Source organism: Pantoea sp. X-Soil-ISGK-421 (genome assembly GCF_059730785.1).
Genome location: NZ_AP035980.1, coordinates 316,661 through 339,185, shown reverse-complemented (window position 1 = coordinate 339,185; position 22,525 = coordinate 316,661). Strand labels below are relative to the sequence as shown.

Sequence of the window (22,525 nt, the reverse complement as noted above, 5' to 3'; positions counted from 1 at the left end):
GGCATTTTACGGATTAGAAATGAGCAATAAATACGCGCCATCGCAGATTTTTCTTCATTGGTTGACCTTTCTGTTAGTCGTTATTGCATATTGCACCATGGAATTCCGTGGATTGGCGACGCGCGGTTCGTGGCAAGGCTTTGCGATGATCATGAGTCACTTCAGCGCAGGAAGTTGTGTGCTGGTGATTATGCTGACACGCATCCTGCTGCGTTTTCGCCATCGCAGCCCGGCAATTTTGCCCAAACCACCGCATTGGCAAACCGGACTGGCGCATCTGATGCATCTGGCGATCTACGTGTTTTTCATCGTATTGCCGACGCTGGGGATTTTGTCACGCTTTTATATGGGCCGCACATGGTGGATCTTCGGCATTCCGATGCCGGTAAGTGGCGATCCCGATCCCGATTTCGCCGACATGATTGCGGGCTGGCATGAAACACTCGCGCCTTATGGTTACTGGCTGATTGGCATTCATGCGGTTGCCGCGCTGGCGCACCATTATCTTTTCAAAGACAATACGTTACTGCGCATGATGCCATCGCGTCGCTCGCGTTGAGGCTAATAGTGACATTGTCACATAGGCTGACTAAAACGTCAGGTTAAAGCTGTCGTCAAGCAGCGCCAGAATCTCGCTATCCGGCAAGCCGTTTTCCAGCGTGATGCTCAGCCAGTGTTCTTTGTTCATGTGATAAGCTGGATAAACGCCGTGCTGTTGACGCAGCGATCCATTCAGTTCGGGCCGGGTTTTGATGTTCATCACCTCAATCACCGGTCCATCCGGCAGGCCGAGTTTGTGACTCTCCAGCGGAAACACCAGCGCAAACCATTTGCGGTGCCGTGGATGACGCAGCACCGCATATTCACTGAGCTTTTTCCACGGATAATCGGGCTCTATCTGATAATGCTGATTGATGTGATCGAACAACTGCTGGCGTTGCATGCATCCTCCTTGTTCGGCGGCGCGTAAAAAAAGCACACGCGAAGCCATAATTTTAAGCCGTTAAGACTACACTGCGTAGGGTATTTTTGCGCTGGTGTAGCGCCTTTAACCAGGGAAGTGAGTGATGTTTCATCTGATTTTTAGCATACCGAGCTGGTATGTGATCGTACGATTTTTATTCCCGTTAGCCATGCCATTGCTGTTAAAAATCATTCTGTCTTTGCTGGTGTTACTGGCTTCGCAGTATCTGCTGGTGAGTCGATTTACATCAGGCAGCATGTTCTCCCCGGAAATGCCGCGCGCGATTGTCATCTTATTCAACTGGGGCTTCAGCGCCGTGTTGTTTCTTGCGCTGACGCAGTTGGTAATTGATGTGGTGGCGCTCGTTTCGTTGTTGTTCCGTCATCCGTTTGAAATCGTGCCTGCGGTTCGCTATGTAGCGGCGGCGTTTGCCATGATTCTGGCCACCGTCGGCGTTTATCAGGCCATCCGCGTTCCGCCGATTAAAGATGTGACGATTGATATCGATAACCTTCCCCGCGCTTTTGAAGGCTATCAACTGTTACAGTTAACCGATATGCACATCACCAAACTCTTCAATGAGAAATGGACGCGCGCGCTGGTGCAAAAAGCCATGACGCTGGATGTCGACCTCATTCTGGTCACCGGCGATGTGATTGACGGCACGCTGCAGAATCGCCGTGCGGATGTTGAACCGCTGCGTGGGCTACATGCGCCGGATGGCGTTTTTGCTATCACCGGGAATCATGAGTATTTCTTCGAGCAGGAGCGCTGGACTGCGCATCTGGCGTCACTCGGCCTTGAGCCGCTACTTAATCGCCATACGGTCATTAAGCGCGATCAGGCTGAATTAGTGATTGCAGGCATGCCAGATACATCAGCGTCACGACGTGGTGCTGTCGGTCCGGATCTGGAGCAAACGCTGGCCGGCGCACCGGAAAATGCACCGATCATCTTGCTCGATCACCAGCCGCGTAACGCCCGGCAAAATGCGGTTAAGAAAATCGATCTGCAACTTTCCGGTCACACGCACGGCGGCCTGATTGTAGGTTTTGACCGACTGTTTGCGAAACCCAACGCGGGCTTTGTCTCGGGGCTTTATCAGGTGGGCGGCATGCAACTTTACGTCAACAATGGCACCGCGCTGTGGCCTGGCATGGCGGTACGTTTGGGCCGCCCCTCCGAGTTAACCCGCATTACGCTGCAGCGCAAACCCTAACGCTAATTTGCCCCCAAGAGAAAGAAGATCAACGCGCATTGGGGCATTTGCTCAATGCGCGCCTGCCTGAAAGGTTACGTCAACAAATCGAGTTTGATGAAACCTATCCTCTTATTAACAACCTTATTGACGAATCTATGTCTCCACTGAAACGTTTATAAGCATATTTCCCCGCTGTGAAAACTTCGCGATGATGCTCTTCCGGAAAAATATACCGGTCATAACGCATAAAGGTCGTATTCCGCTCTTTGGCTTTCCTTTATTTCATTGCGGTTTTTTCACAAGGGTATGCTATGCAAAATAAAAGCTCACTGCTTTTACTGGCGCTGTCTGTTGCTGTTTTCGGGGTAATCACCACCGAAATTGCCATCATTGGTCTGTTGCCAAAACTCGTCTCCCAACTTCATGTCACGCCAACACAGGTGGGATTCCTCGTCAGTATTTACGCCATTATTGTGGCGGTGACTGGGCCGTTTATCACTTTAATGCTTTCAGGATTCAATAAGAAAACGGTGTTGCTCAGTATTCTAGTGGTATTTATTATTTCTAACCTGATATATGCCACTACTAATGTCTTCAACCTGATGCTGCTGTTCCGTATTCTTCCTGCGCTGGCGCATGCGGTATTCTTTGCCGTTGCGCTGGTGGTGGCGGCTAATTCTGTTCCAAAAGAAAAAGCCGCTGGCGCTGCCGCCAAGGTCTTTGCTGGCGTGGCGATCGGTTTAGTATTGGGCGTACCGCTGAGTTCACTGATTGCCGATCACCTTTCACTGTCTGCGGCATTTTACTTTGGTGCGATCGCCTGCGTGCTGGCGTTCATCGGCGTCATGGCCTTTATGCCATCCATGCCCGCCACCCATAAAGTCTCTTTTGCCAGCCAGGTTTCCGTATTACGTAATGGTAAACTGTGGCTAACGATCTCCACCGTCACGCTGGTGTTCGCGGCCATGTTCTCTGGGTTTAGCTATGTCGCTGATTATTTGGCGAGCGTGACCCATCTCAGCAACAACGCCATTAGCGCGATGCTTATCCTGTTCGGCATTTGTGGTTTCACCGGCAACTTTGTGTTCAGCAGTTTTCTGCAGAAGAGCGTGGTGAAAACCACATACGCCTATCCGCTGTTGTTTACCGTGGTCTTTCTGCTGGTGTGGTTCCTCGGCTTTTCTCCATTGGCAATGTGTTTGCTGACCGTGTTCTGGGGCGCATTCCACTCCTCCGGCTTGGTTGTCAGCCAAACCTGGCTAATGCGCGAGGCCAGCGAAGCGCCAGAATTTGCCAACAGTCTTTATATGTCGTTCTCGAACCTTGGCATTACTATTGGTTCGCTAACCGGCGGTTGGTTTATCGCTCAACTCGGCACGCACTCGGTGGTACTTAGTAGCGTACTTTTTGCCCTCCTGGCGTTCATCAGCATCGCGGTGAAGCACCGTTCTGACACCAAATCGACGCAGCTTTGCGCAGAACGAGCTTGATGCACAACAGTAAATCGGCAGTTTAAAGTAGAATTTATGGAACATCTGTTCGGAATAGACAGGTGTTCTCTTACCCTCTCCTGACCCTCATCATGAGGGTGCATTTACTTAAAGGAGCAAAATATGGACAAGTTGTTTACCTCATACACGTTAGGAGACATCACACTGAAAAACCGCGTTGTGATGGCACCGATGACGCGATCCCGCGCCCGCGCGGGAGATACCGCCGATGCATTAACGGCGAAGTACTATCAACAGCGCGCCTCTGCGGGCCTGATCATCACCGAAGGGGCACAGATTTCCGTTCAGGGTCAGGGATATCTGTTTACGCCGGGAATTTATAATGATGAGCAAGTACAGGGTTGGCAAAAAACGACCCGGGAAGTCCATGCGGCTGGCGGCAAAATTTACATTCAGCTCTGGCACGTTGGTCGCATCTCTCATACCAGCCTGCAACAGGACGGTCAGGCTCCCGTCAGTTCGGTAGCCGTCAGGGCGGAAAATTCAACCTGCTACGCCCGGGATGAACAGGGCAATCCAGGCCCGGTACCGGTTTCAACTCCGCGCGCGCTTACCCGTGATGAAATTCAGTTAGTGATTCAGGACTATGTCAACGCAGCGAAAAACGCTATTCGTGCGGGATTTGACGGTGTTGAAATTCATGCGGCTAATGGCTATTTGCTGGAGCAGTTCATCAATGGTGGCTTAAATACCCGCAATGACGAATACGGCGGAGCAGATTATCAGCATCGCCTGCGGTTTGTTTTGGAAGTGACCGACGCTATCGCACAAGCGATTGGCGCAGGCAAAACCGGTATTCGACTGGCGCCATTTGGACGTCTTTTTGATATGCACGAATTTGCCGGTGAGGAAGAAACATGGCTGCAACTGGCCAGAGAGCTGGGGCAGCGTTCGCTTTCATATGTGCATCTGAGCGATCAGCAAACGTTGGGAGAGCAGGCTATTCCCGCTGGGTTTATAGATAAATTCCGCGCCGCCTACGAAGGTACCCTCATCATCGCCGGTGGCTTTGATAAAACGCTGGCCGAAACCTATCTGCGCCAGGGCAAAGCCGATCTGATTGCATTTGGTCGCCCGTACATTGCTAATCCAGACCTGGTAGAACGCATGGCGAATAACTGGCCACTGAATGACGTTAACAGAGCCACCATGTACGGTGGCTCTGAGGAAGGTTATACCGATTATCCTGCCTATTCTGAACAAGCGTAATCAGTCAAGCGCGCCCTCTTCTGCTGCCTGAATCAACGTATCCACTACGTAACGGATCTTAGGCAGCAGTTGACGGCTCTTGGGCCAGAGGGCACTTATTGGCATCTCTCCCCCCGAGTTAAGAGGCAGAACCTCTCGCAACGCTCCACTTTCCAGATGTTGACCCACCAACCACAATGGCAGCTGTGACAAGCCGCAACCTGCCAACGTAGCGGCAAGCATCGCATCGCCGTCGGCAAATTCATGCGTCGGCGGGGGTGTAAAACGGGTTATCACGCCTTCGTCATCCCGCAGCAGCCAGGAAATGGGCTGATTGCGACGAAATCCCACAACGCACTGATGCTCACTCAACTCATCGGCGGTAACGGGTTCACCATGATAAAGCAGATAATCTGGCGAGGCGCATATCACCAGCTTTTGCGTGGTCAGTCTTCTGGCAACCAGCCCACTGCTATCAGCCAGCTCACCGATGCGAATGACCAGATCAATACCTTCTTCGATGAGATCGACAAATCGCTCACTAAAGGTAACCGTCAGCGCAAGCTCGGGGTATTTTCGCGTGATTTGTAGCAGGACAGGCAATATGCGCTGGCGGCCAAAGGCCGCAGGCAAATCGACCCGCAGCCTTCCTGCCGGCTGACAAATATGTGAAGTCAGTTCCGCTTCTGCTTGCTCAAGAATATCGATGGCACTTTGGCAGCTAGTGAGAAAACGCTCACCGTCGGGGGTCAGACTCAGTCTGCGCGTCGAACGCTGAAACAGTTTGAGGCCAAGGCGATCCTCAAGCCGGCTGACGCTTTTGCCAACGGCGGATTTAGTCAGTCCCAATCGCTCAGCTGCAGCAGTAAAACTGCCTTGCTGCGCGGTTGTCACAAATGCGGTGATTCCACCTAAATGATCGGTTTTTCTCATGATTTGCTGAGTGAACGTTCAGATATTGTAGCGCGCAGTATAGTCATATAACGCCCCGCCGACTCAATTAACGTCAGCGCGAGCGTGTTCTGCATTCCGTTGGATGAAATAAGGAATTCACATATTGACTGCTTCGGATCAAAGCTCAGCAATTTTAATATGCCGATTTCTTCATCCCATTTAAGGGTTTTTATCATAGCTGTGGTCTGCTGATCGGCTTCTGCTGCCACTAATTCGGCAATGCCCTTTGGGTCAGAAATGATTAACTGGCTGAAATGTGCAATAAACGAACGAAGTCGATTTACAGCAAATGAATCATGAAACACCGGATCTGGATTGGGGAAACGGGGTGTTTTTTGAATGAATGTAAATGTCGCATTGTGCCGTTCATCAAATTTCACCCTTGTTCTGTATTCCGATAAGGCGCCACCCACCTCCTGATTAGCGTCAATTCTCTGATAACTAATATTCATATTAACGTCGGCTTGGTTATCAGCCCTGTTAATCACATCAATATTACGGATGAAGTGCGAACCCTTTTCATAAGGTAAATTACGCAGCCACTGTTTTATTTCCTCTTTTCCCTGGGCAAGTAGGTGCGTGCCTGCATGCGTCAGGATGACATCTTCGGAAAAGAGAGCGCTGTGCTGATCAAGTGCCTCAGTCTCTCCTTCAAAGAAGGAAAACCAGCGGTATGCAATATCACAGGCTGCATGATATTGGGCTTTGATTATCTGTTCATCTGTCATCGATATTCCCATCGCGTAGAGTAAGTGACATGCGGATTATCCGCTTGTCAGGATGACGTTAAGATACCGCTAACCTTCCCGTTTAATTGTGGAATTTATGTCTACACAGATGCGCACTTAACCGGATTTATCATCTCCTAAAAAACAATCATAGTGATTTCCAGGTTTACTGTTTCGCCTCAAAACTGATTACCGAGGCCGAGGAAATGACTATGAAAGACACTTACATCCCCCTGTCATTGCTGGATTTGGCTCCCATTACAGAGGGCAACAATCTTAGCGATGCAATCAGCAACAGTGTTCGTCTTGCTAAAGCGGCCGAAGAGGCGGGCTATCATCGCTTCTGGATGGCTGAACACCACAATATGGTCGATATTGCCAGTGCCGCTACTACGGTAATTCTGAGTCACATCGGTGCCAAAACTGACAAAATTCGTATTGGCTCGGGCGGCATTATGTTGCCTAACCACGCCCCACTGGTGGTTGCGGAACAGTTCGGCACGCTTGAAACGCTTTACCCAGGCCGAGTCGATCTGGGACTGGGCCGGGCGCCGGGCACCGATCAGGAAACCCTTCAGGCTTTACGCCGCGAAAGCCGCGCGAAGGGACTCGACTTCCCCGAAATGCTGGACGAGTTGCAGCATTACCTGGCGCCTTCTCGCCCTGGTCAGCGCGTCACCGCGGTTCCGGGTGCTGGACTCAATATCCCACTCTGGTTGCTGGGCTCCAGCACCTTCAGCGCACAACTGGCAGCAATGAAAGGCCTGCCACTGGTGTTCGCCTCGCACTTTGCACCCGACGCGATGCTGGCGGCGATTGATACTTACCGCTCCGGCTTCAGGCCGTCTGCAACCCTCGCCGAACCTTATGTCATGGTGTGCGTTAACGTGGTTGCGGCTGACACTCAGCAGGAAGCCGATCGACTTGCAACCACTGAATTGCAGAAATTCGTCAATCTGGGGCGTGGCGTTGAGGTGAAACTTCCCAAGCCGGTTGATGACATGAATGCGTTGTGGCACCCCATTGAGGCACAACGCGTGCTGAGTCAGTTGCGCGAGTCGATCTGGGGTAAACCCGAGACGGTACGCGAAAGCCTTACGGATCTGGTGCGCCGCACCGGGGCAGATGAAATTATGGTGAACTCCTGGATCCATGACGCTGACGCGCGAATTCGTTCCCATCAGCTGATTGCTGAATGCTGGAAACGGTAAGGAGGCAATATGAAACAGCTTTTTGCCCGTCATCAGCTCGGGAATATTCAGCTCAACAATCGCTTCGTGATGGCGCCCATGACCCGTTCGCGCGCCAGCGATGAACATGCCGATGAGCTGACCACTCTTTATTATGCGCAGCGCGCCAGCGCCGGGCTGATCGTTTCCGAAGGTCTGCCCGTTTCACGTGAAGGGATGGGGTATCTTTTTACACCCGGCATTTATCTCGACAGCCAGGTGACAGCATGGCAGCCGGTTACGGATGCCGTGCATGCGCGGGGAGGTAAAATCTTTGCTCAGCTCTGGCATGTTGGCCGCGTGTCACATACCAGCCTGCAATCAGAGGGGCAAGATCCCGTTAGCGCAGTCGCTATTCAGGGCGGCAATGCGTTTGCCTGGGATCAAAATGGTCAGGCAGCTACGGTAACCGCCAGCAAACCGCGAGCACTTAAGACGGATGAAATTGCCCGTGTAATTAACGATTTTCGTCGTGCGGCAGCAAACGCCATGGCGGCGGGATTCGACGGTGTCGAAATTCATGCGGCAAATGGCTATCTCATCGAGCAGTTTATCAACCCCATATTTAATACCCGCACCGACCTCTACGGTGGTGCCACGCTTGAGAACCGAACTCGCCTGCTGCTGGACATTACCGATGCGGTTATTGCTGAGATCGGTGCCGGACGTACCGGCGTACGTCTCTCACCCTGCAATCAGTTGCAGGACATGCCGTCATATAACCAGACATCAGAAACGTATCTGCACATAGGCCGACAGCTTAATCGTCGTGATATTGCCTATGTTCATCTGATGGCTCAGGGGCCAGTGATGTTCAACGGCCTGCTACGAGAGTTCAGACACACCTGGCGTGGCACCTTGATTCTCGCGGGCGGTCTGACAGCCACCCAAGCCGAAAGCCTGATCAAAGACGGTCTGACCGATCTCGCGGCCTTTGGCAGTCCCTTTATTGCCAATCCTGATTTAGTGGATCGGATCAGAAACGGTTGGCCGCTGACGATGGCGAAAAAGAGCTCGTATTACGGTGGTGGTGCCGACGGTTACACCGACTACCCGTTTTATGGCGAAGACCATGCCTGAATGCAGGCTTACTGAAAAAACAAGCGGAGATCGATATGACAACGGTAAAAGGCTTTAAGCATGTGGGTTTTATTACCCGGAAGAAGGGACAGCGTTTCGAAGATTTCGTCAAATACTGGGATGAAGTCCATACCGAAATTGCCCTGCGTTTACCAGGATTGCGTGGTTATGTGCTCAATCCTATTGATCGCGAACGTTATCCTGACTCGCCCGTCGATGGGTTTTCAGAACTGTGGTTCGACTCCCTTGAAGATGCTATAGCTGCGTTTAGTTCACCGACCGGCGTTGAGGCCTATGATGATGTGCCCAATTTTGCCGATCACGTAGCCGTCACTTACATCACTGAAATCAAAAAACGTTGAGTCTTCCGGACACCAATCAGAGTGAATATATGACCCAGATAATAAGCCGCGCTAAAGCGCTTGGCTTCCTTGACGCGTTTCGTCGCAGTTGGGAAACCGGCGATTGGCAGGACGCCTCACGCTTCCTGTCCGCTTCTGTCACGCTCAGAAGTAGCCATAAAGGCACATTGAAAGGTGATGAAACCGTTATCGCGGCATTTCGTGAAGATACGGATTCTGGTCAGCATCGCAATCTGGTCACCTCGAATTATTATGCTGCCGATAATGGTCAGGGTATGGCGATGGTCAGCGCCTACCTCTACGGGGAGGTCGCGTCAGATATAAAGTCTACCCCAGCCGCGCTTTTTGGTGCCGTTGTCCGTCTAACGCTAAATTTAATCGATAGTGAGTGGAAAGTGACGGAAGTGCTGGTCAATATCAGCTGGGTAGAAGGAGACCGTCACGCCCTATCCGGCTGGACGCTTCCGCCAGGTCAGCAGGGTTGGCGGCCGGGTGATGCACCGCCGGTGTTGGTCAGTGAACTTGATTCACCCTGGGCCTGTATACCGCATAACCAGATTGTTTCCACAGTAGAAGAGCAGATTGAAGAGGCTTACTCTCGCTACTCATGGGGTATCGATCAGAATGATTTTGGCCAATTTCGCACATGTTACACCTGGGATGCTAAAGGGGAATTTCCGCCTTTAGGGCCGCTGAGCGGACACCACAATATTGTCGGCTCGCTAAAGGAATTTCGACGTCACTGGCCGTGGATGCAGCATTACGGTGTAGCGCTTAAAATCACAGTAGGTTCAGACGGTGAAAGCGCCGAGATGTGGACTGGCCGCTTGATACCCGGACAAATCAAAAATCAACAGGGCGAATGGATGTACGGAGCGCATTATCGTATTGAGCTTCGTAAAGAGGAGGGATACTGGAAGTTCTCCTGGAGCGAATATGTTCCGGGTTGGTTTTCTGAAAATACCCTGCCGTTCAACGCATAACATGCTGATTAGAAAAACTCTCTTTCAGCACGATGCAGATGAATGAGAAATTCTCTTTGGCCCAAAATGGCATTGTTCACTTTACCGATAGGTGAACAATGCCAGATTACTCCCCTGGCAGCGCACGCGACGCATCCCACAATCGCATCATCTGCGCGATTCCACGCTCAATCTCCGCGAGGGGAACGTCATCACGCGCCAGCGTTGAGATGCCCAGCATAAAACTGTTAAAGCTCACCGCCAGGGAACGCGTCTCCTCATCATTCCTCAACTCTCCGCTGGTGATACCTCTCTGCACGCATTGCTTGATGCCTTCACGGGTGCGCGTTCGTGATGCCTCAAGCGGTTTAAGTACGTGGCGGTTTTCATCGGAGCAGGACGACATCACGCTGAGCGCCACCATGCAGCCGCGCGGATGCGAAGGATCGTACTGCATTCTGGCGGAATTGAGCAGCGCAGTCTCCAACGCCTGACGTGCTGGCAAGCGGGTATCCCACAGAGCTTCCGTAACCTGAGCATGCGTTTGCAAATAACAGCTCACCGCTTCAGCAAAAAGCGCCTCTTTCGATCCAAATGCGGCGTAAAAGCTTGGCGCGGTGATCCCCTTGCCTATCGAGGCTTTGAGTTGCGCCAGCGAGGTTGATTCGTAGCCATTTTCCCAGAAAAGGTGCATGGCGTTGATGACCGCTTCATCCCGGTCAAATTGTCTTGGTCTGCCTGTTCTCATCTTCACCTCCTCCGCTATTTATACTAATCGATACAGAATTCATTGACAACGCATGGTTCGCCTCCGCAATATAAATACCGATCAGTATATATATCGGCGCCACGCTATGGCGACGCTACCCATCTCAGAAAGGTTTAATGATGAAATCACAGTTTAAAAATGGCGAGGCGCAACAACTGCCCGTGTTGGCGCTGCTAGCCCTGGCAATGGCAGGTTTTATCTGCATCCTGACGGAAACCATCCCGGCTGGCTTGCTGCCGCAAATCAGCCAAGGCCTGGCTATTTCACCCTCGCTGGCTGGCCAGTTAGTGACAGCTTATGCCGCTGGTTCACTGCTGGCGGCAATTCCTCTGACATTGATGACCCGAACCTGGTCGCGTCGGAGTGTGCTGTTAAGTACGGTGTGCGGATTTCTGGTTTTTAACACGCTCACCGCCGTGTCCTCCCATATTGGCATTATTTTGACCGCGAGATTTTTGGCGGGTGCTTCCGCAGGTTTGGCATGGAGTCTGATTGCGGGTTATGCGCGAAGAATGGTGATTCCATCACTGCAGGGACGCGCATTAGCGCTCGCCATGGTAGGAACGCCCATCGCCCTTTCCCTCGGCGTACCCGCTGGCACCTGGATGGGATCGTTACTGGGATGGCGCCTGACGTTTGCCGTCATGTCCGGACTTTCTATCATCCTTATTGGCTGGATTCTGTTGGCCGTACCGAATTACCCCGGTCAATCTGCCACACAAAAAATGCCGCTCGGCGCGGTATTGCGAATCCCGGGCGTCAGTGCCGTGCTCGGCGTGGTGCTGACATGGATGATGGCGCATAACATTCTCTATACTTACATCGCGCCATTCATTGCTTCAGCCGGTCTGGCGGATCGCGTGGATAGCGTGCTGCTGATTTTTGGTATTGCGGCATTGGGCGGCATATTCATTACCGGCAAGATCATCGATACGCATCTGCGCAAAGCGGTGCTGCTTTCTCTGGCAATTTTTGCTGCGGTGTCGGTCGTTTTTGGTTTACGTACGCCAACACCCGCCGTCATCTACGTGGGAATTGCCGTTTGGGGCGTGACGTTTGGGGGGGCTGCAACGCTGCTGCAAACGGCTTTAGCCGATGCAGCCGGTGACTATGCCGATGTGGCGCTGTCGATGAATGTTGTCACCTGGAACAGTGCCATCGCCCTCGGCGGTGTGACAGGCGGATTGCTGCTGCAGCATGCCGGTTCCCAATCCTTCCCGTGGGCGATTCTGATATTGCTGTTGGTGGCGCTGGCCACGGCGGCGTGTGCAAAGCGGGGTTTCCCGGCAGTCAACAGCCGAGCCAAAACCGCACTCAGCCCGGCCAGCGAGATTGACAGATAATCGACTTCACGCCAGCGGCCGAAACCAGCCACAACGTTAAAAAGCCGGACAGCATGTCCGGCTCATCAAGCTGCAATTCAGGATTTCGCAAACGCCAGCAGATCAGGGTTAATTTGCTCAGGATGGGTGGCGAACATACCGTGCGACAAGCCTGGATAGGTTTTCAGGGTGCCATGTTTCAGCAGTTTGATCGCCTTATGTGCCGAGTCATCAATCGGAACCACCTGATCGTCTTCCCCGTGCAGCACCAACACCGGTACCGTAATCGCGGTTAAATCGTCGGTAAAGTCGGTTTCAGAGAAGGCAGTAATACAGTCGTATTGCGCTTTAGCCCCGCCCGCCATGCCCTGACGCCACCAGTTATCGATCAAACCCTGGCTGACTTTTGCACCGGGACGGTTAAATCCATAAAACGGGCCCGCTGGCACATCGATAAAGAACTGCGCGCGGTTGGCTGCCAGTGCAGAACGGAAGCCGTCAAATACCGATTTTGGTAAACCTTCCGGATTCGCGGCGGTTTGCAGCATGATGGGTGGTACAGCGCCCATTAATACTGCTTTCGCCACCCGGCCTTGCTCAGCCTGCGCCACATAACGCGCCACTTCACCGCCGCCGGTTGAGTGGCCGATATGGATAGCGTTGCGCAGATCCAACGCTTTAGCGAGTTCTGCCACATCGGCGGCGTAAGTGGTCATATCGTTGCCGCTATCGGTTTGATCTGAACGACCATGTCCACGACGGTCATGAGCGATAACGCGGTAACCTTCCGCCAGGAAGAACAACATTTGGTTGTCCCAGTCATCGGCGCTTAACGGCCAGCCGTGGTGAAACACGATCGGTTGGGCGTTTTTTGGACCCCAGTCTTTGTAGAAAATCCGGGTACCGTCTTGTGTAGTGATGATGCCGTTGCTCATATGTGTGTCCTCTGAATGGGATGGTTTATGTTCGATGGGCTTATTGTCAGGGAAAGCGACAGCCGCTAACATTGTCATATATGACACATTAAGGGCCGTAAGTGACAATTCATGGAAACTGCAAAAAATAACGTTGTGGCGGAGATTGGCTTAGTGATCTATCCCGATTGCCAGCTCGCGGCGATCTATGGCTTAACCGATATGTTCCGTATTGCCGCTGAATGGGCGGAGAATATTTCCGGAGAGGAGCGCAAGCGGGCCATTCGGGTATCGCATTGGCAGATCGATCCCCACAGCGAAAAAATGACCTGCGTCTGGGATAGCCATCCCGCTATGCCACATCGATTAAGCTACGTGATTGCGCCGCCAAGTCTAGTGGTGCCAGCGAAAATGGTGCCGATGAAGGTGCCCGCCAATTGGATGAGCGAACTTTATGATCAAGGCGTCACGCTCTGTTCGGTCTGCGCCGGTGCCTTTGTACTGGCAGAAACCGGCCTGATCGATCACCGTCGCGCCACTACGCACTGGGCGTTTGCGCAGACGCTGTCGGAACGTTTTCCTGCGGTCGAGGTAGCGGTGGACAATATGGTGATCGACGATGGCGATATAATTACCGCCGGAGGGATTCTGGCGTGGACCGATTTGGGGTTAACGCTGATTGAAAAGGTTCTGGGTACCGGCACCATGCTGGCGACCTCGCGCTTTTTACTGATCGATCCGCCGCGACGCGAGCAAAGCACCTACTCCGCGTTTATCCCCAATTTCGATCATGGCGACGCCCAGATACTGCGCGCGCAGCATCATCTTCATGCCCATGTTGCCGAACAGCACAGCATTGACACCATGTCGGCGCTGGCGAACATGACACCACGTACTTTTCTGCGCCATTTCCAGAAAGCCACCGGCTTGCGGCCAACAGATTACCTGCAGCAGGTACGCATCATGAAAGCCCGCGATGCGCTGGAGTTGAGCAGTCGTTCTGTCGATCACATCGCGTGGGAAATCGGCTACAGCGATCCTTCCGCCTTTCGCAAAATTTTCCGCAAACTCACCGGCGTCACGCCCGGACAGTACCGCCAGCGTTTTGGCACCCGTCACAATGATTAACACAAGGTTTACTGCGCGTCACAACAGGCAAATCGCCGTTTTCCTGCCATGATTATCGTCGTCCCGTTCCGCGCGCTTCACTTAATCATTGAGGATTGCTATGCCACTGCGTTCGCTTCAGGCTTTGTGTCTGGTTAACTTTTTTATGGCTGACGTACGAGATGGTCTCGGGCCTTTTTTGGGCATATTTCTAACGGAACGGCACTGGAATGCCGGAGATATTGGTTGGGTCATGACCGCGGGTGGCCTGGCGGGGCTTGTTGCCACCTTACCGGCGGGTTTAGCCACGGACGCCACGCGTCATAAACGATCGCTACTGATCATCGGTTCAATCCTGATCACGCTTTCCACCTTGCTGCTTTGGTATTTCCAACAGAGTTGGATCGTCGTTTTATCGCAGATTGTGACCGGCCTTTCAGCCGCCCTCATCGCGCCAGTATTGACCGGGATCACCCTCGGCTTAGCAGGACCTCAAGGGTTTGGTCATCAAATGGGGAGAAATGAAGCCTTCAATCACGGTGGAAATATGACGGCCGCGATCATTGCTGGCGCTTCAGTGTGGTATTGGGGAACGGGTGCGGTGTTTGTATTGATGACCACGATGGCGCTTTGCGCGGGTGCAGCCGTATTGGCTATTCACCATAACGATATCGACAATCTCGCGGCGCGCGGGCTTTCTGGGCCGGAATCGGCCGGTAACGTTCCGCGTCTTTACCAGATTGCCCGCGAACCTGCGATCATCGTCGCGGGGGTAACGTTATTGCTCTTTCATCTGGGCAATGCTGCGCTGTTACCCATGCTGAGCCTGCGTGTTGCGGCGGCACATAACGGTGCCATCAGTCCGGGGCTTTACGCTGCCGCCACCGTGGTTATTTCACAATGCGTAATGATCCCCGTGGCGCTGTATGCCGCACGCCGTGCAGCGCGCTTCGGCTATCCGGCATTGATTACCGCCGCGCTGCTGGTGCTGCCGGTTCGCGCGGTGATCGCCTCAGCCTTTGACGGCGCTTATTTCATGATTCCGGTACAAGTGCTTGATGGCCTGGCGGCGGGTCTGCTGGGCGTGGCGGTGCCCGGTTATATCGTGAAAGTTCTTCAGGGCAGCGGCCATACGAATGCCGGTCAGGGTTTTATTATGCTGATGCAGGGCGTCGGCGCGGCAATGAGTCCTGCGTTAGCGGGAAACATTGCCGCAGCCTACTCCTATCAAAGTGCGTTTGCGGTGCTGGGCGCGATCGCGCTTGCGGCGCTGATCATTTGGTGGATCGGCAGCCGTTATTCAGAAAAGAGAGGTGTGCCACGTTCAGCGCGTTCATAGCTGTTCCGTGGCCATTGATCGATTAGCTCAGTTGGAAACGCCCAACGGTGTTCGCCAGCTGTGAGGCCTGATCTTCCAGCGAACTGGCGGCGGCAGACATCTCCTGCACCAGCGCGGCGTTCTGCTGCGTGGTGCTGTCCATCTCGTTCACCGCGATAGTCACCTGACTAATGCCGCGCGCCTGCTCATCGGATGCAATGACGATTTCACCAATAATGGTGCGCACCGAATTCACCGCCTGCGTCATCTCCTGCATGGTTCGGCCCGCATCCTGCACCAACTGCACGCCGCTGCCGACGCGCTGCGTTGATTCCTCAATCAGCGCGCCGATATCTTTCACTGCATTGGCGCTGCGCTGGGCCAGATTACGCACTTCCGAAGCCACCACGGCGAAGCCGCGCCCTTGCTCACCGGCGCGTGCCGCTTCGACTGCGGCATTAAGCGCCAGAATATTGGTTTGGAAGGCAATGCTGTTGATGATGGCGGTGATGTCGCCAATTTTCTTCGCACTGTCGTCGATCTGTGCCATGGTCTGCACCACCTCGCCCACCAGCGTTTCACCGCGGCTGGCAATGTGCGTGGCGTTGTCGGTGAGTGTCGTCGCCTGATGGGCGTTGGTGGCATTATGTTTCACCGTGGCGGTGATCTGCTCCATGCTGGCAGCCGTTTGCTCCAGTGCGGCAGCTTGTTGTTCAGTGCGTGAAGCCAGATTCAGGTTGCCGCTGGCGATTTCACCCGCGCCCTGACGTACCGACGAGCTGGCATCCTGGATCTGTCCCACGATATCACGCAGCTGGTTTTGCATGGTATGCAGCGCAAAGAACAAGCTGCTGTTATCGCGCCCCTTCAGCGTAATGACGTTATCCAGTTTGCCGTCGGCCACCGCCAGCGCGATGGTTGCGGCTTCCAGCGGTTCGCCACCAATCGGTTTCAAGACTTTGCGGCTGAACAGCATGCCAAGCAGCGTACACACCACCAGAATGCTGATGACCATCAGGATTACCGCGTTAATCAGCTGGCGATGTGCGGCGGCCATTACCTGGCTCACTGGCGCAACCACGCCGAGATACCATTTTTGATCGCTGTTACCAATCACCACCGGCTGCCATGTCACCAGTGCATCTTCACCGAGCAGCGCATCGTGTTGTTCCGTTACGCTATGGCTGAAGTTGTGCGTATCCCCCTTCCACGCTTTGCTGGTCTGGCTTTTATCCGGATATGACACCACATTGCCGGCGCTGGAGAGCAACATCGCATAGCCGCTGCCTTCCCAGGGTTTGATTTTATTCACCTTCTCCTGCAGTGAAGCCAGCGAAATATCGGATGTGACCACGCCCCACAGTTTGCCCTGGCTGACAATCGGTGCCGCCACTGAGGTCAGCAGTGTTGGCACGCCGTTATAGGCGTAGCTGTACGGCTCAATCAGCGTGTCTTTCTGGCTTTTTTGCGGCAGCAGATAGTAATCGCCCTGACCCGGCGTAAAGATTGAGGTCAGCGGATGCATGTTGAAACTGCCGGCCTGATCGCGATCGACGAAGAAAGCGTAGCGACCTTTCGGCGCTGCATTGGGCTGGGTGGCGAACTCCGCGTCGCGTCCATCGAAGGCGTTCTCTTCGAAGATGACGGATATCGACAGATAATCCGGATTATCACGCAGCGCCGATTCCATCAGCTTGTCCGCGACTTTGCGGTCCTGAATGCCCGCCGCGGGCAGGGCAATCAGGCTGTGACCGAGGTTGTGCGCCACATCACGCGCGTAGCTAAGTTGATGCTGAATTTGCAGCGCCTGGCTTTGCGCAATTTGCTGCAAATAGTTTTCGGCCAACGACTTTTGTTCGTTACTGGATTGCCAGCTAAGGACGCCGATGGTCACGGCAAAGCCGAGCGTAATGGTTAAGGCGCCCGTCAGCAGCATCTGCGTGCGGGTGCTCATGGTTTTCTTAGGTGATGCGTGTTTGGCCATTATGGCGCTCCTGGAGTTGACACTTATCGGTATTCACAACCACTCCCTGTGCGCGTACATCCCTTTGAACACTCTATCGGCGCGCAGAGTGGGAACTTGATGGCTATAAATCGATCGGAAACCAGACGATTGGGCGGTACTTTCGTCTGAGGCTGGTCGTTGAGCCGAATAGGGGCTATTATTCAGCTCATATATCGAGCCGAATAATCTCTCTATTTAGCTCATTCGCTAGCGGAGAAAACCTATGTGGATTTGGCAACGGCCAGAATGGCCGCAGTTCCACTGGCAGGACGACAAAATATTGCCGCGCCTGCGTCAGTTGCAGCAACAACGTGGCATTTTGCTGGGGCGTGCCAGCGTGCAGGAGAATAGCGAACAACAAACGCTGGATACGCTGCTGAGCAACATCCTTTCATCCTCAGCGATTGAGGATGAACGCATCAATGCGCAATCGGTAAGATCTTCTCTCGCACGGCGTTTGGGCGTTTCGCTCGATCAACCTTATCCGGTTTCAGAACGTTCAGAAGGGCTGGCTACCATGATGATGGATGCCATCACACAACGCGATGAAACCCTTACCCTGGCGCGATTGTATCAGTGGCATCGCTGGTTATTCCCGGAAAGTGAGTGGACGATCAAGCGATTGAATGTAGGAACGTTGCGTGGTGATGAGCCGATGCAGGTGGTTTCGGGGCGTATCGATCGACCAACGGTGCATTTTGAAGCGCCGCCGCGTGCCGGTCTGAAAGCCCAACTTGATGAATTTGTTGCCTGGTTTAATCACAGTCGCGAGGATCCGCTGCTCGATCCGCTATTGCGCGCCGCGCTTTGCCATCTGTGGTTCGTCACGCTGCACCCGTTTGAGGATGGAAATGGGCGCATCACCCGCGCACTAACCGATTTGGCGTTAGCACAGGCTGATAGCCAAAGCATCCGTTTGTATGCCATGTCGGCATCGATCCTGGCGCGACGTGCGGATTATTACCGCATCCTGCAGGAGACGCAGCGCGGTGCAATGGACGTCACAGATTGGCTGCTGTGGTTTTGCGATGTGATGAATGACAGCCTGGAACACGCGTTGAAAACCGTTACGCGCACGCAAGATAAAGCGCGTTTCTGGCTGATGCATAACGCTGCTGAGCTTAGCGCGGAGCAAACCCGCGTGCTGAATCGCTTGCTGGATGGCGGTGAACACGGTTTTAGCGAAGGCATCAGCGCAGGTCAGTACCAGAAGGTGGCGAAAGTGAGTAAAGCCACGGCCACACGGCATCTGACCGAACTGCTGGCGAAAGGTTGTCTGCAGAAATTACCCGGCGGCGGACGCAGTACGCGCTACCAGATTAAATGCTGAAGGGGGCCGATTACAAAACGGCGCACTTTGGCATTAAATTTAATCACCGCATATACCGTAGCGGCGCGATTTATCGCGCAATAAATTGCGCCGCTACGGTATGTGCAAAGTGATGAGGCCAATCATGGCGACCCAGCCCAATTAGGCCGCTTTAACCGCGCGCACTTTCTTTTCCGGCGCCGCAGCTTCTGTTTCAGCATCCGATGCTGTAGAGGCTTCAGCAGGTTCCTCAGCGTCCGCTACGTCACGCTTGACCACGTCAGGGCGTTTACTGGTGCGCAAAATATGCTGCACCGCATCTTTCTGTTCAGCCAACAACAGACCCAATGCTTCAGCCTGCGCTTCACCCAGTTCTGGCTGATGTTGCTGCAACCAATCGGTGAAGGCGTCTGCCATATCGAGCATTTTGTCCCAGGCATCCGCGTCTTTTTTATTGGCAAACGTCATCTTTTCTTCACCCTTTCTGACTACAACATATTTGGTTTCGACTGCCATGATGCACCTCGGTTAACTGTATTTATATACAGTATATTCTGATCAAACTTTTCCAGGCAATGACTTTCTGCTGTTAAGCGAGTAATTCTTCCAGGAACAGCGCCAGGGCTTTACGCGGATCGTCCTCTTCCGAGACGATCATCTCAATGCCCCACTGTCCCAGCACCTCTTTCGCCACCGGATTATTGCGGTTAGTGAACAGATAAGATTTGGGACGTGCGGTAGCCAGCCCAGTGCGGCCCCACATTTTTGTCAGGCGGTAGAATAACAGACGAATATTGAAATCGCTGATGCTATAGCCGACGAACAACACCGAATTGCCCATCACGTCGTGCGTGAGTTTGATATCAAGCGGCGAATCAAAATAGAGGCGCTCAAAGTAGCTGCTCTCATCGAGCACGATTGAGGTATCGTCGTCGAAATCACCATGAAGCTTGATGATATGCCGCTTATCTTCGGTCAGAGACACCAAATCTGCCGCATTTGCCACCTTGCTGTAAGGTACATTGTGCGCCTCGTGCGCCATCTCCAGCCAGCGATCGTAATTGGTGGTGTAGATGCGAGAGAAGTTACCTTGCGTAATCATGGTGTGGATTTCAGAACTGCGCACATCAATATCCGGACGATGCCATTCGCGATCCATCCAACTGCGCAGCGGCCCCAGCGAGCCTTTACGCTGTTTGTAATATTCCGCCAGCGACAAATGCGTACCGTAGGTATTGAAGATTTTCGGGTCGTAGCCGAGTTCTTTGGCCAGATGAGCAATCAGCTCATGCCACTCAGGCAGGCCAAGATTGCGTGAAATGCCCGCCCCCGCAAACAAGATCAGTTTACCGGCGTCGTAGGCGCGTTTAAGCTCCGGTTTCATGCCAGTCCTCGCGACGTTTTCAAAAAGGTAGCAAAGCGATCCAACGCCAAACGGCGCATAGAAATCTCATTTTTTAGTTCGCCCATTTCGGCGAAAGTTTGCGTGTGCCCTTCCGGGATAAATACGCAGTCCCACTGAAATTCGCGTGGGCCAGCAGGCTCAGTGGCGATGGTGCCGCGCAGTTCGCCTTCAAACTGATACATCTTTTGCCCGTCACAATAACCCAATACCGTTTTCGCCGTAACGCAGGGGCTATCCAGACCGTTAACCAGCTTGGTAAATCGCTCGGCGTTCAGACGGCTCCAGAAGATGCGCGTGAGCCCGGCGGGTAAGCCGTTCAAGCCATCCAGATAGAGCCCGGTATGTTCAACAAACAGTGGACGACCGATAATCGAGAACGCTTTGGTGAGCTTGTCGCGCACCAGCTCAACCTCATTTTCAGTCTGAATCTCTTCGATACGGCGCGCGATAGGGAGTACTTCGACACCCACTGGCCCAAGGATGGTACGGACCTCGGCCAGCTTTAGCTCATTTGCAGATAGGAAACGTATTTTCATTGCAATCACTAAGTTAAGAGTGAATTTACGTGCTGTTTGAGACTTTCCATTTCGATTTCATTCTAACGCGTGGAGAGATAACTGGATAGGAACAATCTCTGATGGTAATAAAAGTATAATACGAAAAAAATTTATGACACTCGCCTCGCTTAACTCTAGAATAGCGATGAAAAGAAATGTGATTAATATGAAAGTAAAGAAATGAGAACTACAGATGAACTCTTATTTTAATTCACGATATTCTATGGTAAAGGATCTACCCTTCGCAATGAAGGGGGATAATCCAGAGAAGAAATTACGTTTAACCTTGTTAATTGCTGGATTCTCCAGCATTTTAGCAGGTCTCTATATGGTGATAATCAATGTCTCCAGTGGCCGGAATGGCGTCGCGGGATTATATTGCATCAGCCTATCATTAGGGTTTTATATTGCTGCTGTGGCTTTTAGTGACAAACTGTCTAAGCACCTCTATATCATCGTCCACGCTTTGTTACTGATCATTATATTGTTGTTTCTGCTGGACAACGGTCATGCCATTGAAAAGCATTCAGAGTACAATTATCTGGTGGCATTAACCGTTGGTTCAGTATTGGTATTGCGGCAGCAATCACCCTACTTAAGTAAAATATTTCCGATAATCTGTCTGGTCGTTTATCTGTTTTTTATATCAACCGGTTTGACATGGCAACTTAAGCACTTTCAATTCAATATTCCCCAAGAGTCTGGATTCTATATCGTTAACTGTGCGGTACCGATGATCGCGTTACTGTTAACCGCCTTCACGCTGCGCGGCAACTATTCTGAAACCGATTTGATTAAGCGTGAACTCTCACAGGCCATTGAAAAAAACGCGCTGGAACTCTATTACCAACCACAGGTTGATAGCGATAAAAATCTCATCGGGTTTGAAGCTCTGCTGCGTTGGAAACATCCTGCGAAAGGTTATATCTCACCCGAAGTGTTTATTCCCGTGGCAGAAAAAAGCGGCTTGATTATTGAAATTGGGAAATGGGTGATGGAGCGCACCTTACAACAAATCGCTGAATGGGATCGTACGCAGTACCTCGGTGATTTGGTGTTTTCCGTTAACATCAGTCCGCTACAATTGATGCACCGTGATTTTACTCAGGAAACCTTACTGACGCTCTCGCACTATAAAATCCGCCCGGAACGACTGAAATTCGAGATCACTGAAACCACCTTTATCTACGATCAAAAGCGTATTGGTGAGGTGATCAATCACTTTAGCCAATTAGGTGTTAAGTGGGCGATTGATGATTTTGGCGTTGGCTATTCGTCGCTTAAATCGATCAGTGATTTTGCCATTGATGATATTAAAATCGATAAATCACTCACCCTGCAAATTTTCAAAAATGAGTCATCGGCCATTGTGGTACAAAAAACCATCGAGTTATCGCGCGAAATGGGCATAACCGTCCTCGCCGAAGGCATCGAAAGTGAAGAGTATTTCACTTACCTGCGTGATAAAGGTTGTCATCTGTTTCAGGGCTACCATTTCGCCCGCCCGCTGCCAGCCCCTGATGCATTGGTATGGATCAAAAAAGCGAAAATATAATCTACGCATATACCGTAGCGGCGCGATTTATCGCGCACTACATTGCGCCGCTACAATGTGTGCGCTCGGTAATGGGAATTGTTGT

Annotated in this window: 22 protein-coding genes; 13 read left to right on the top strand and 9 right to left on the bottom strand. The window is 52.4% G+C overall.

What is annotated here, in order from left to right; genetic code table 11:
• Positions 1 to 19 precede the first annotated feature (19 nt).
• Positions 20 to 559 (top strand): cytochrome b561, encoded by a 540-nt coding sequence (cybB, locus tag AC6I8K_RS20250; RefSeq protein WP_497827425.1) that lies wholly within the window; start codon positions 20 to 22, stop codon positions 557 to 559.
• 30 nt (positions 560 to 589) lie between these two features.
• Here cybB and AC6I8K_RS20245 read toward each other — a convergent pair whose 3' ends face one another.
• A complete protein-coding gene (locus tag AC6I8K_RS20245; RefSeq protein WP_483818484.1) occupies positions 590 to 943 on the bottom strand; it encodes an MmcQ/YjbR family DNA-binding protein in 354 nt (117 codons plus the stop codon).
• A gap of 124 nt (positions 944 to 1,067) precedes the next feature.
• On the opposite strand from AC6I8K_RS20245, the gene AC6I8K_RS20240 reads away from it, so the two are divergent.
• The 3 genes from AC6I8K_RS20240 to AC6I8K_RS20230 all read left to right on the top strand — a co-directional run bounded on the left by AC6I8K_RS20240 (position 1,068) and on the right by AC6I8K_RS20230 (position 4,885).
• Positions 1,068 to 2,183, top strand: a complete 1,116-nt coding sequence (locus tag AC6I8K_RS20240) for a metallophosphoesterase (protein WP_497827424.1) — start codon at positions 1,068 to 1,070, stop codon at positions 2,181 to 2,183.
• A gap of 293 nt (positions 2,184 to 2,476) precedes the next feature.
• Positions 2,477 to 3,655, top strand: a complete 1,179-nt coding sequence (locus AC6I8K_RS20235; protein ID WP_497827423.1) for an MFS transporter — start codon at positions 2,477 to 2,479, stop codon at positions 3,653 to 3,655.
• A 123-nt stretch (positions 3,656 to 3,778) separates the two neighbouring features.
• Positions 3,779 to 4,885 (top strand): alkene reductase, encoded by a 1,107-nt coding sequence (locus AC6I8K_RS20230; RefSeq protein WP_483818487.1) that lies wholly within the window; start codon positions 3,779 to 3,781, stop codon positions 4,883 to 4,885.
• Here the strand turns inward: AC6I8K_RS20230 and AC6I8K_RS20225 are convergent, their stop codons facing one another.
• Both AC6I8K_RS20225 and AC6I8K_RS20220 read right to left on the bottom strand, forming a co-directional pair.
• Positions 4,886 to 5,797: a LysR family transcriptional regulator gene (locus tag AC6I8K_RS20225; protein WP_483818488.1), complete on the bottom strand. Its 912-nt coding sequence runs from the start codon at positions 5,795 to 5,797 to the stop codon at positions 4,886 to 4,888. It abuts the gene before it with no gap.
• Entirely contained in the window at positions 5,794 to 6,546 is a 753-nt protein-coding gene (locus tag AC6I8K_RS20220; RefSeq protein ID WP_497827422.1) for a hypothetical protein, read from the bottom strand. The genes AC6I8K_RS20225 and AC6I8K_RS20220 overlap by 4 nt, the downstream gene beginning before the upstream one ends.
• Before the next feature lie 212 nt (positions 6,547 to 6,758).
• Here AC6I8K_RS20220 and AC6I8K_RS20215 point away from each other — a divergent pair, with 212 nt between their 5' ends.
• From AC6I8K_RS20215 to AC6I8K_RS20200, 4 genes are read left to right on the top strand one after another with little or no spacing between them, the layout of a single operon-like run.
• Complete coding sequence (locus AC6I8K_RS20215; RefSeq protein ID WP_483818490.1) at positions 6,759 to 7,757, top strand: LLM class flavin-dependent oxidoreductase; 999 nt, start codon at positions 6,759 to 6,761, stop codon at positions 7,755 to 7,757.
• A gap of 9 nt (positions 7,758 to 7,766) precedes the next feature.
• Positions 7,767 to 8,855: an alkene reductase gene (locus AC6I8K_RS20210; RefSeq protein WP_497827421.1), complete on the top strand. Its 1,089-nt coding sequence runs from the start codon at positions 7,767 to 7,769 to the stop codon at positions 8,853 to 8,855.
• 35 nt (positions 8,856 to 8,890) lie between these two features.
• Positions 8,891 to 9,217 (top strand): EthD family reductase, encoded by a 327-nt coding sequence (locus AC6I8K_RS20205; RefSeq protein WP_497827420.1) that lies wholly within the window; start codon positions 8,891 to 8,893, stop codon positions 9,215 to 9,217.
• The gene (locus AC6I8K_RS20200) at positions 9,214 to 10,200 is read left to right on the top strand and encodes a nuclear transport factor 2 family protein (RefSeq protein WP_497827419.1); all 987 of its coding nucleotides are present in this window, start codon (positions 9,214 to 9,216) and stop codon (positions 10,198 to 10,200) included. The genes AC6I8K_RS20205 and AC6I8K_RS20200 overlap by 4 nt, the downstream gene beginning before the upstream one ends.
• A gap of 106 nt (positions 10,201 to 10,306) precedes the next feature.
• On the opposite strand, the gene AC6I8K_RS20195 is transcribed toward AC6I8K_RS20200, so the two are convergent.
• The gene (locus AC6I8K_RS20195; RefSeq protein WP_497827418.1) at positions 10,307 to 10,927 is read right to left on the bottom strand and encodes a TetR/AcrR family transcriptional regulator; all 621 of its coding nucleotides are present in this window, start codon (positions 10,925 to 10,927) and stop codon (positions 10,307 to 10,309) included.
• A gap of 140 nt (positions 10,928 to 11,067) precedes the next feature.
• Here AC6I8K_RS20195 and AC6I8K_RS20190 point away from each other — a divergent pair, with 140 nt between their 5' ends.
• Positions 11,068 to 12,291, top strand: coding sequence for an MFS transporter (locus AC6I8K_RS20190; protein ID WP_064740120.1), 1,224 nt, complete (start codon positions 11,068 to 11,070; stop codon positions 12,289 to 12,291).
• A 77-nt stretch (positions 12,292 to 12,368) separates the two neighbouring features.
• Here the strand turns inward: AC6I8K_RS20190 and AC6I8K_RS20185 are convergent, their stop codons facing one another.
• Entirely contained in the window at positions 12,369 to 13,205 is an 837-nt protein-coding gene (locus tag AC6I8K_RS20185) for an alpha/beta fold hydrolase (RefSeq protein ID WP_064740121.1), read from the bottom strand.
• Between the two features lie 111 nt (positions 13,206 to 13,316).
• On the opposite strand from AC6I8K_RS20185, the gene AC6I8K_RS20180 reads away from it, so the two are divergent.
• Positions 13,317 to 14,312, top strand: a complete 996-nt coding sequence (locus tag AC6I8K_RS20180) for a GlxA family transcriptional regulator (protein ID WP_497827417.1) — start codon at positions 13,317 to 13,319, stop codon at positions 14,310 to 14,312.
• Positions 14,313 to 14,412: 100 nt separating this feature from the next.
• The gene (locus AC6I8K_RS20175; RefSeq protein ID WP_497827416.1) at positions 14,413 to 15,630 is read left to right on the top strand and encodes an MFS transporter; all 1,218 of its coding nucleotides are present in this window, start codon (positions 14,413 to 14,415) and stop codon (positions 15,628 to 15,630) included.
• A gap of 22 nt (positions 15,631 to 15,652) precedes the next feature.
• Here the strand turns inward: AC6I8K_RS20175 and AC6I8K_RS20170 are convergent, their stop codons facing one another.
• Entirely contained in the window at positions 15,653 to 17,593 is a 1,941-nt protein-coding gene (locus AC6I8K_RS20170; protein WP_497827415.1) for a methyl-accepting chemotaxis protein, read from the bottom strand.
• 244 nt (positions 17,594 to 17,837) lie between these two features.
• Here AC6I8K_RS20170 and AC6I8K_RS20165 point away from each other — a divergent pair, with 244 nt between their 5' ends.
• Positions 17,838 to 18,944: a Fic family protein gene (locus AC6I8K_RS20165; protein WP_497827414.1), complete on the top strand. Its 1,107-nt coding sequence runs from the start codon at positions 17,838 to 17,840 to the stop codon at positions 18,942 to 18,944.
• 141 nt (positions 18,945 to 19,085) lie between these two features.
• Here AC6I8K_RS20165 and AC6I8K_RS20160 read toward each other — a convergent pair whose 3' ends face one another.
• The 3 genes from AC6I8K_RS20160 to AC6I8K_RS20150 form a co-directional block, all read right to left on the bottom strand.
• Positions 19,086 to 19,439 carry a YebG family protein gene (locus tag AC6I8K_RS20160; RefSeq protein WP_064740126.1) on the bottom strand — a complete coding sequence of 118 codons (354 nt, stop codon included), beginning with the start codon at positions 19,437 to 19,439 and terminating at the stop codon, positions 19,086 to 19,088.
• Between the two features lie 73 nt (positions 19,440 to 19,512).
• Entirely contained in the window at positions 19,513 to 20,307 is a 795-nt protein-coding gene (locus AC6I8K_RS20155) for an SIR2 family protein (RefSeq protein WP_008108794.1), read from the bottom strand.
• Positions 20,304 to 20,864, bottom strand: coding sequence for a non-canonical purine NTP pyrophosphatase (locus tag AC6I8K_RS20150; protein WP_064740127.1), 561 nt, complete (start codon positions 20,862 to 20,864; stop codon positions 20,304 to 20,306). Before AC6I8K_RS20150 ends, AC6I8K_RS20155 begins: the two co-directional genes overlap by 4 nt.
• A 214-nt stretch (positions 20,865 to 21,078) precedes the next feature.
• Between AC6I8K_RS20150 and AC6I8K_RS20145 the strand changes: the two genes are divergently transcribed.
• Positions 21,079 to 22,440, top strand: a complete 1,362-nt coding sequence (locus tag AC6I8K_RS20145) for a putative bifunctional diguanylate cyclase/phosphodiesterase (protein WP_497827413.1) — start codon at positions 21,079 to 21,081, stop codon at positions 22,438 to 22,440.
• Positions 22,441 to 22,525: the final 85 nt, after the last annotated feature.

Bases quoted from the DNA above. Each gene is read 5' to 3' on its own strand.
- AC6I8K_RS20210 (WP_497827421.1), top strand. From the start codon at position 7,767: ATGAAACAGCTTTTTGCCCGTCATCAGCTCGGGAATATTCAGCTCAAC.
- AC6I8K_RS20165 (WP_497827414.1), top strand. From the start codon at position 17,838: ATGTGGATTTGGCAACGGCCAGAATGGCCGCAGTTCCACTGGCAGGAC.
- AC6I8K_RS20155 (WP_008108794.1), bottom strand. From the start codon at position 20,307: ATGAAACCGGAGCTTAAACGCGCCTACGACGCCGGTAAACTGATCTTG.
- AC6I8K_RS20245 (WP_483818484.1), bottom strand. From the start codon at position 943: ATGCAACGCCAGCAGTTGTTCGATCACATCAATCAGCATTATCAGATA.
- AC6I8K_RS20175 (WP_497827416.1), top strand. From the start codon at position 14,413: ATGCCACTGCGTTCGCTTCAGGCTTTGTGTCTGGTTAACTTTTTTATG.
- AC6I8K_RS20235 (WP_497827423.1), top strand. From the start codon at position 2,477: ATGCAAAATAAAAGCTCACTGCTTTTACTGGCGCTGTCTGTTGCTGTT.
- AC6I8K_RS20230 (WP_483818487.1), top strand. From the start codon at position 3,779: ATGGACAAGTTGTTTACCTCATACACGTTAGGAGACATCACACTGAAA.
- AC6I8K_RS20185 (WP_064740121.1), bottom strand. From the start codon at position 13,205: ATGAGCAACGGCATCATCACTACACAAGACGGTACCCGGATTTTCTAC.
- AC6I8K_RS20240 (WP_497827424.1), top strand. From the start codon at position 1,068: ATGTTTCATCTGATTTTTAGCATACCGAGCTGGTATGTGATCGTACGA.
- AC6I8K_RS20145 (WP_497827413.1), top strand. From the start codon at position 21,079: ATGAACTCTTATTTTAATTCACGATATTCTATGGTAAAGGATCTACCC.
- cybB (WP_497827425.1), top strand. From the start codon at position 20: ATGAGCAATAAATACGCGCCATCGCAGATTTTTCTTCATTGGTTGACC.
- AC6I8K_RS20205 (WP_497827420.1), top strand. From the start codon at position 8,891: ATGACAACGGTAAAAGGCTTTAAGCATGTGGGTTTTATTACCCGGAAG.
- AC6I8K_RS20150 (WP_064740127.1), bottom strand. From the start codon at position 20,864: ATGAAAATACGTTTCCTATCTGCAAATGAGCTAAAGCTGGCCGAGGTC.
- AC6I8K_RS20160 (WP_064740126.1), bottom strand. From the start codon at position 19,439: ATGGCAGTCGAAACCAAATATGTTGTAGTCAGAAAGGGTGAAGAAAAG.
- AC6I8K_RS20180 (WP_497827417.1), top strand. From the start codon at position 13,317: ATGGAAACTGCAAAAAATAACGTTGTGGCGGAGATTGGCTTAGTGATC.
- AC6I8K_RS20190 (WP_064740120.1), top strand. From the start codon at position 11,068: ATGAAATCACAGTTTAAAAATGGCGAGGCGCAACAACTGCCCGTGTTG.
- AC6I8K_RS20215 (WP_483818490.1), top strand. From the start codon at position 6,759: ATGAAAGACACTTACATCCCCCTGTCATTGCTGGATTTGGCTCCCATT.
- AC6I8K_RS20220 (WP_497827422.1), bottom strand. From the start codon at position 6,546: ATGACAGATGAACAGATAATCAAAGCCCAATATCATGCAGCCTGTGAT.
- AC6I8K_RS20225 (WP_483818488.1), bottom strand. From the start codon at position 5,797: ATGAGAAAAACCGATCATTTAGGTGGAATCACCGCATTTGTGACAACC.
- AC6I8K_RS20170 (WP_497827415.1), bottom strand. From the start codon at position 17,593: ATGGCCAAACACGCATCACCTAAGAAAACCATGAGCACCCGCACGCAG.
- AC6I8K_RS20195 (WP_497827418.1), bottom strand. From the start codon at position 10,927: ATGAGAACAGGCAGACCAAGACAATTTGACCGGGATGAAGCGGTCATC.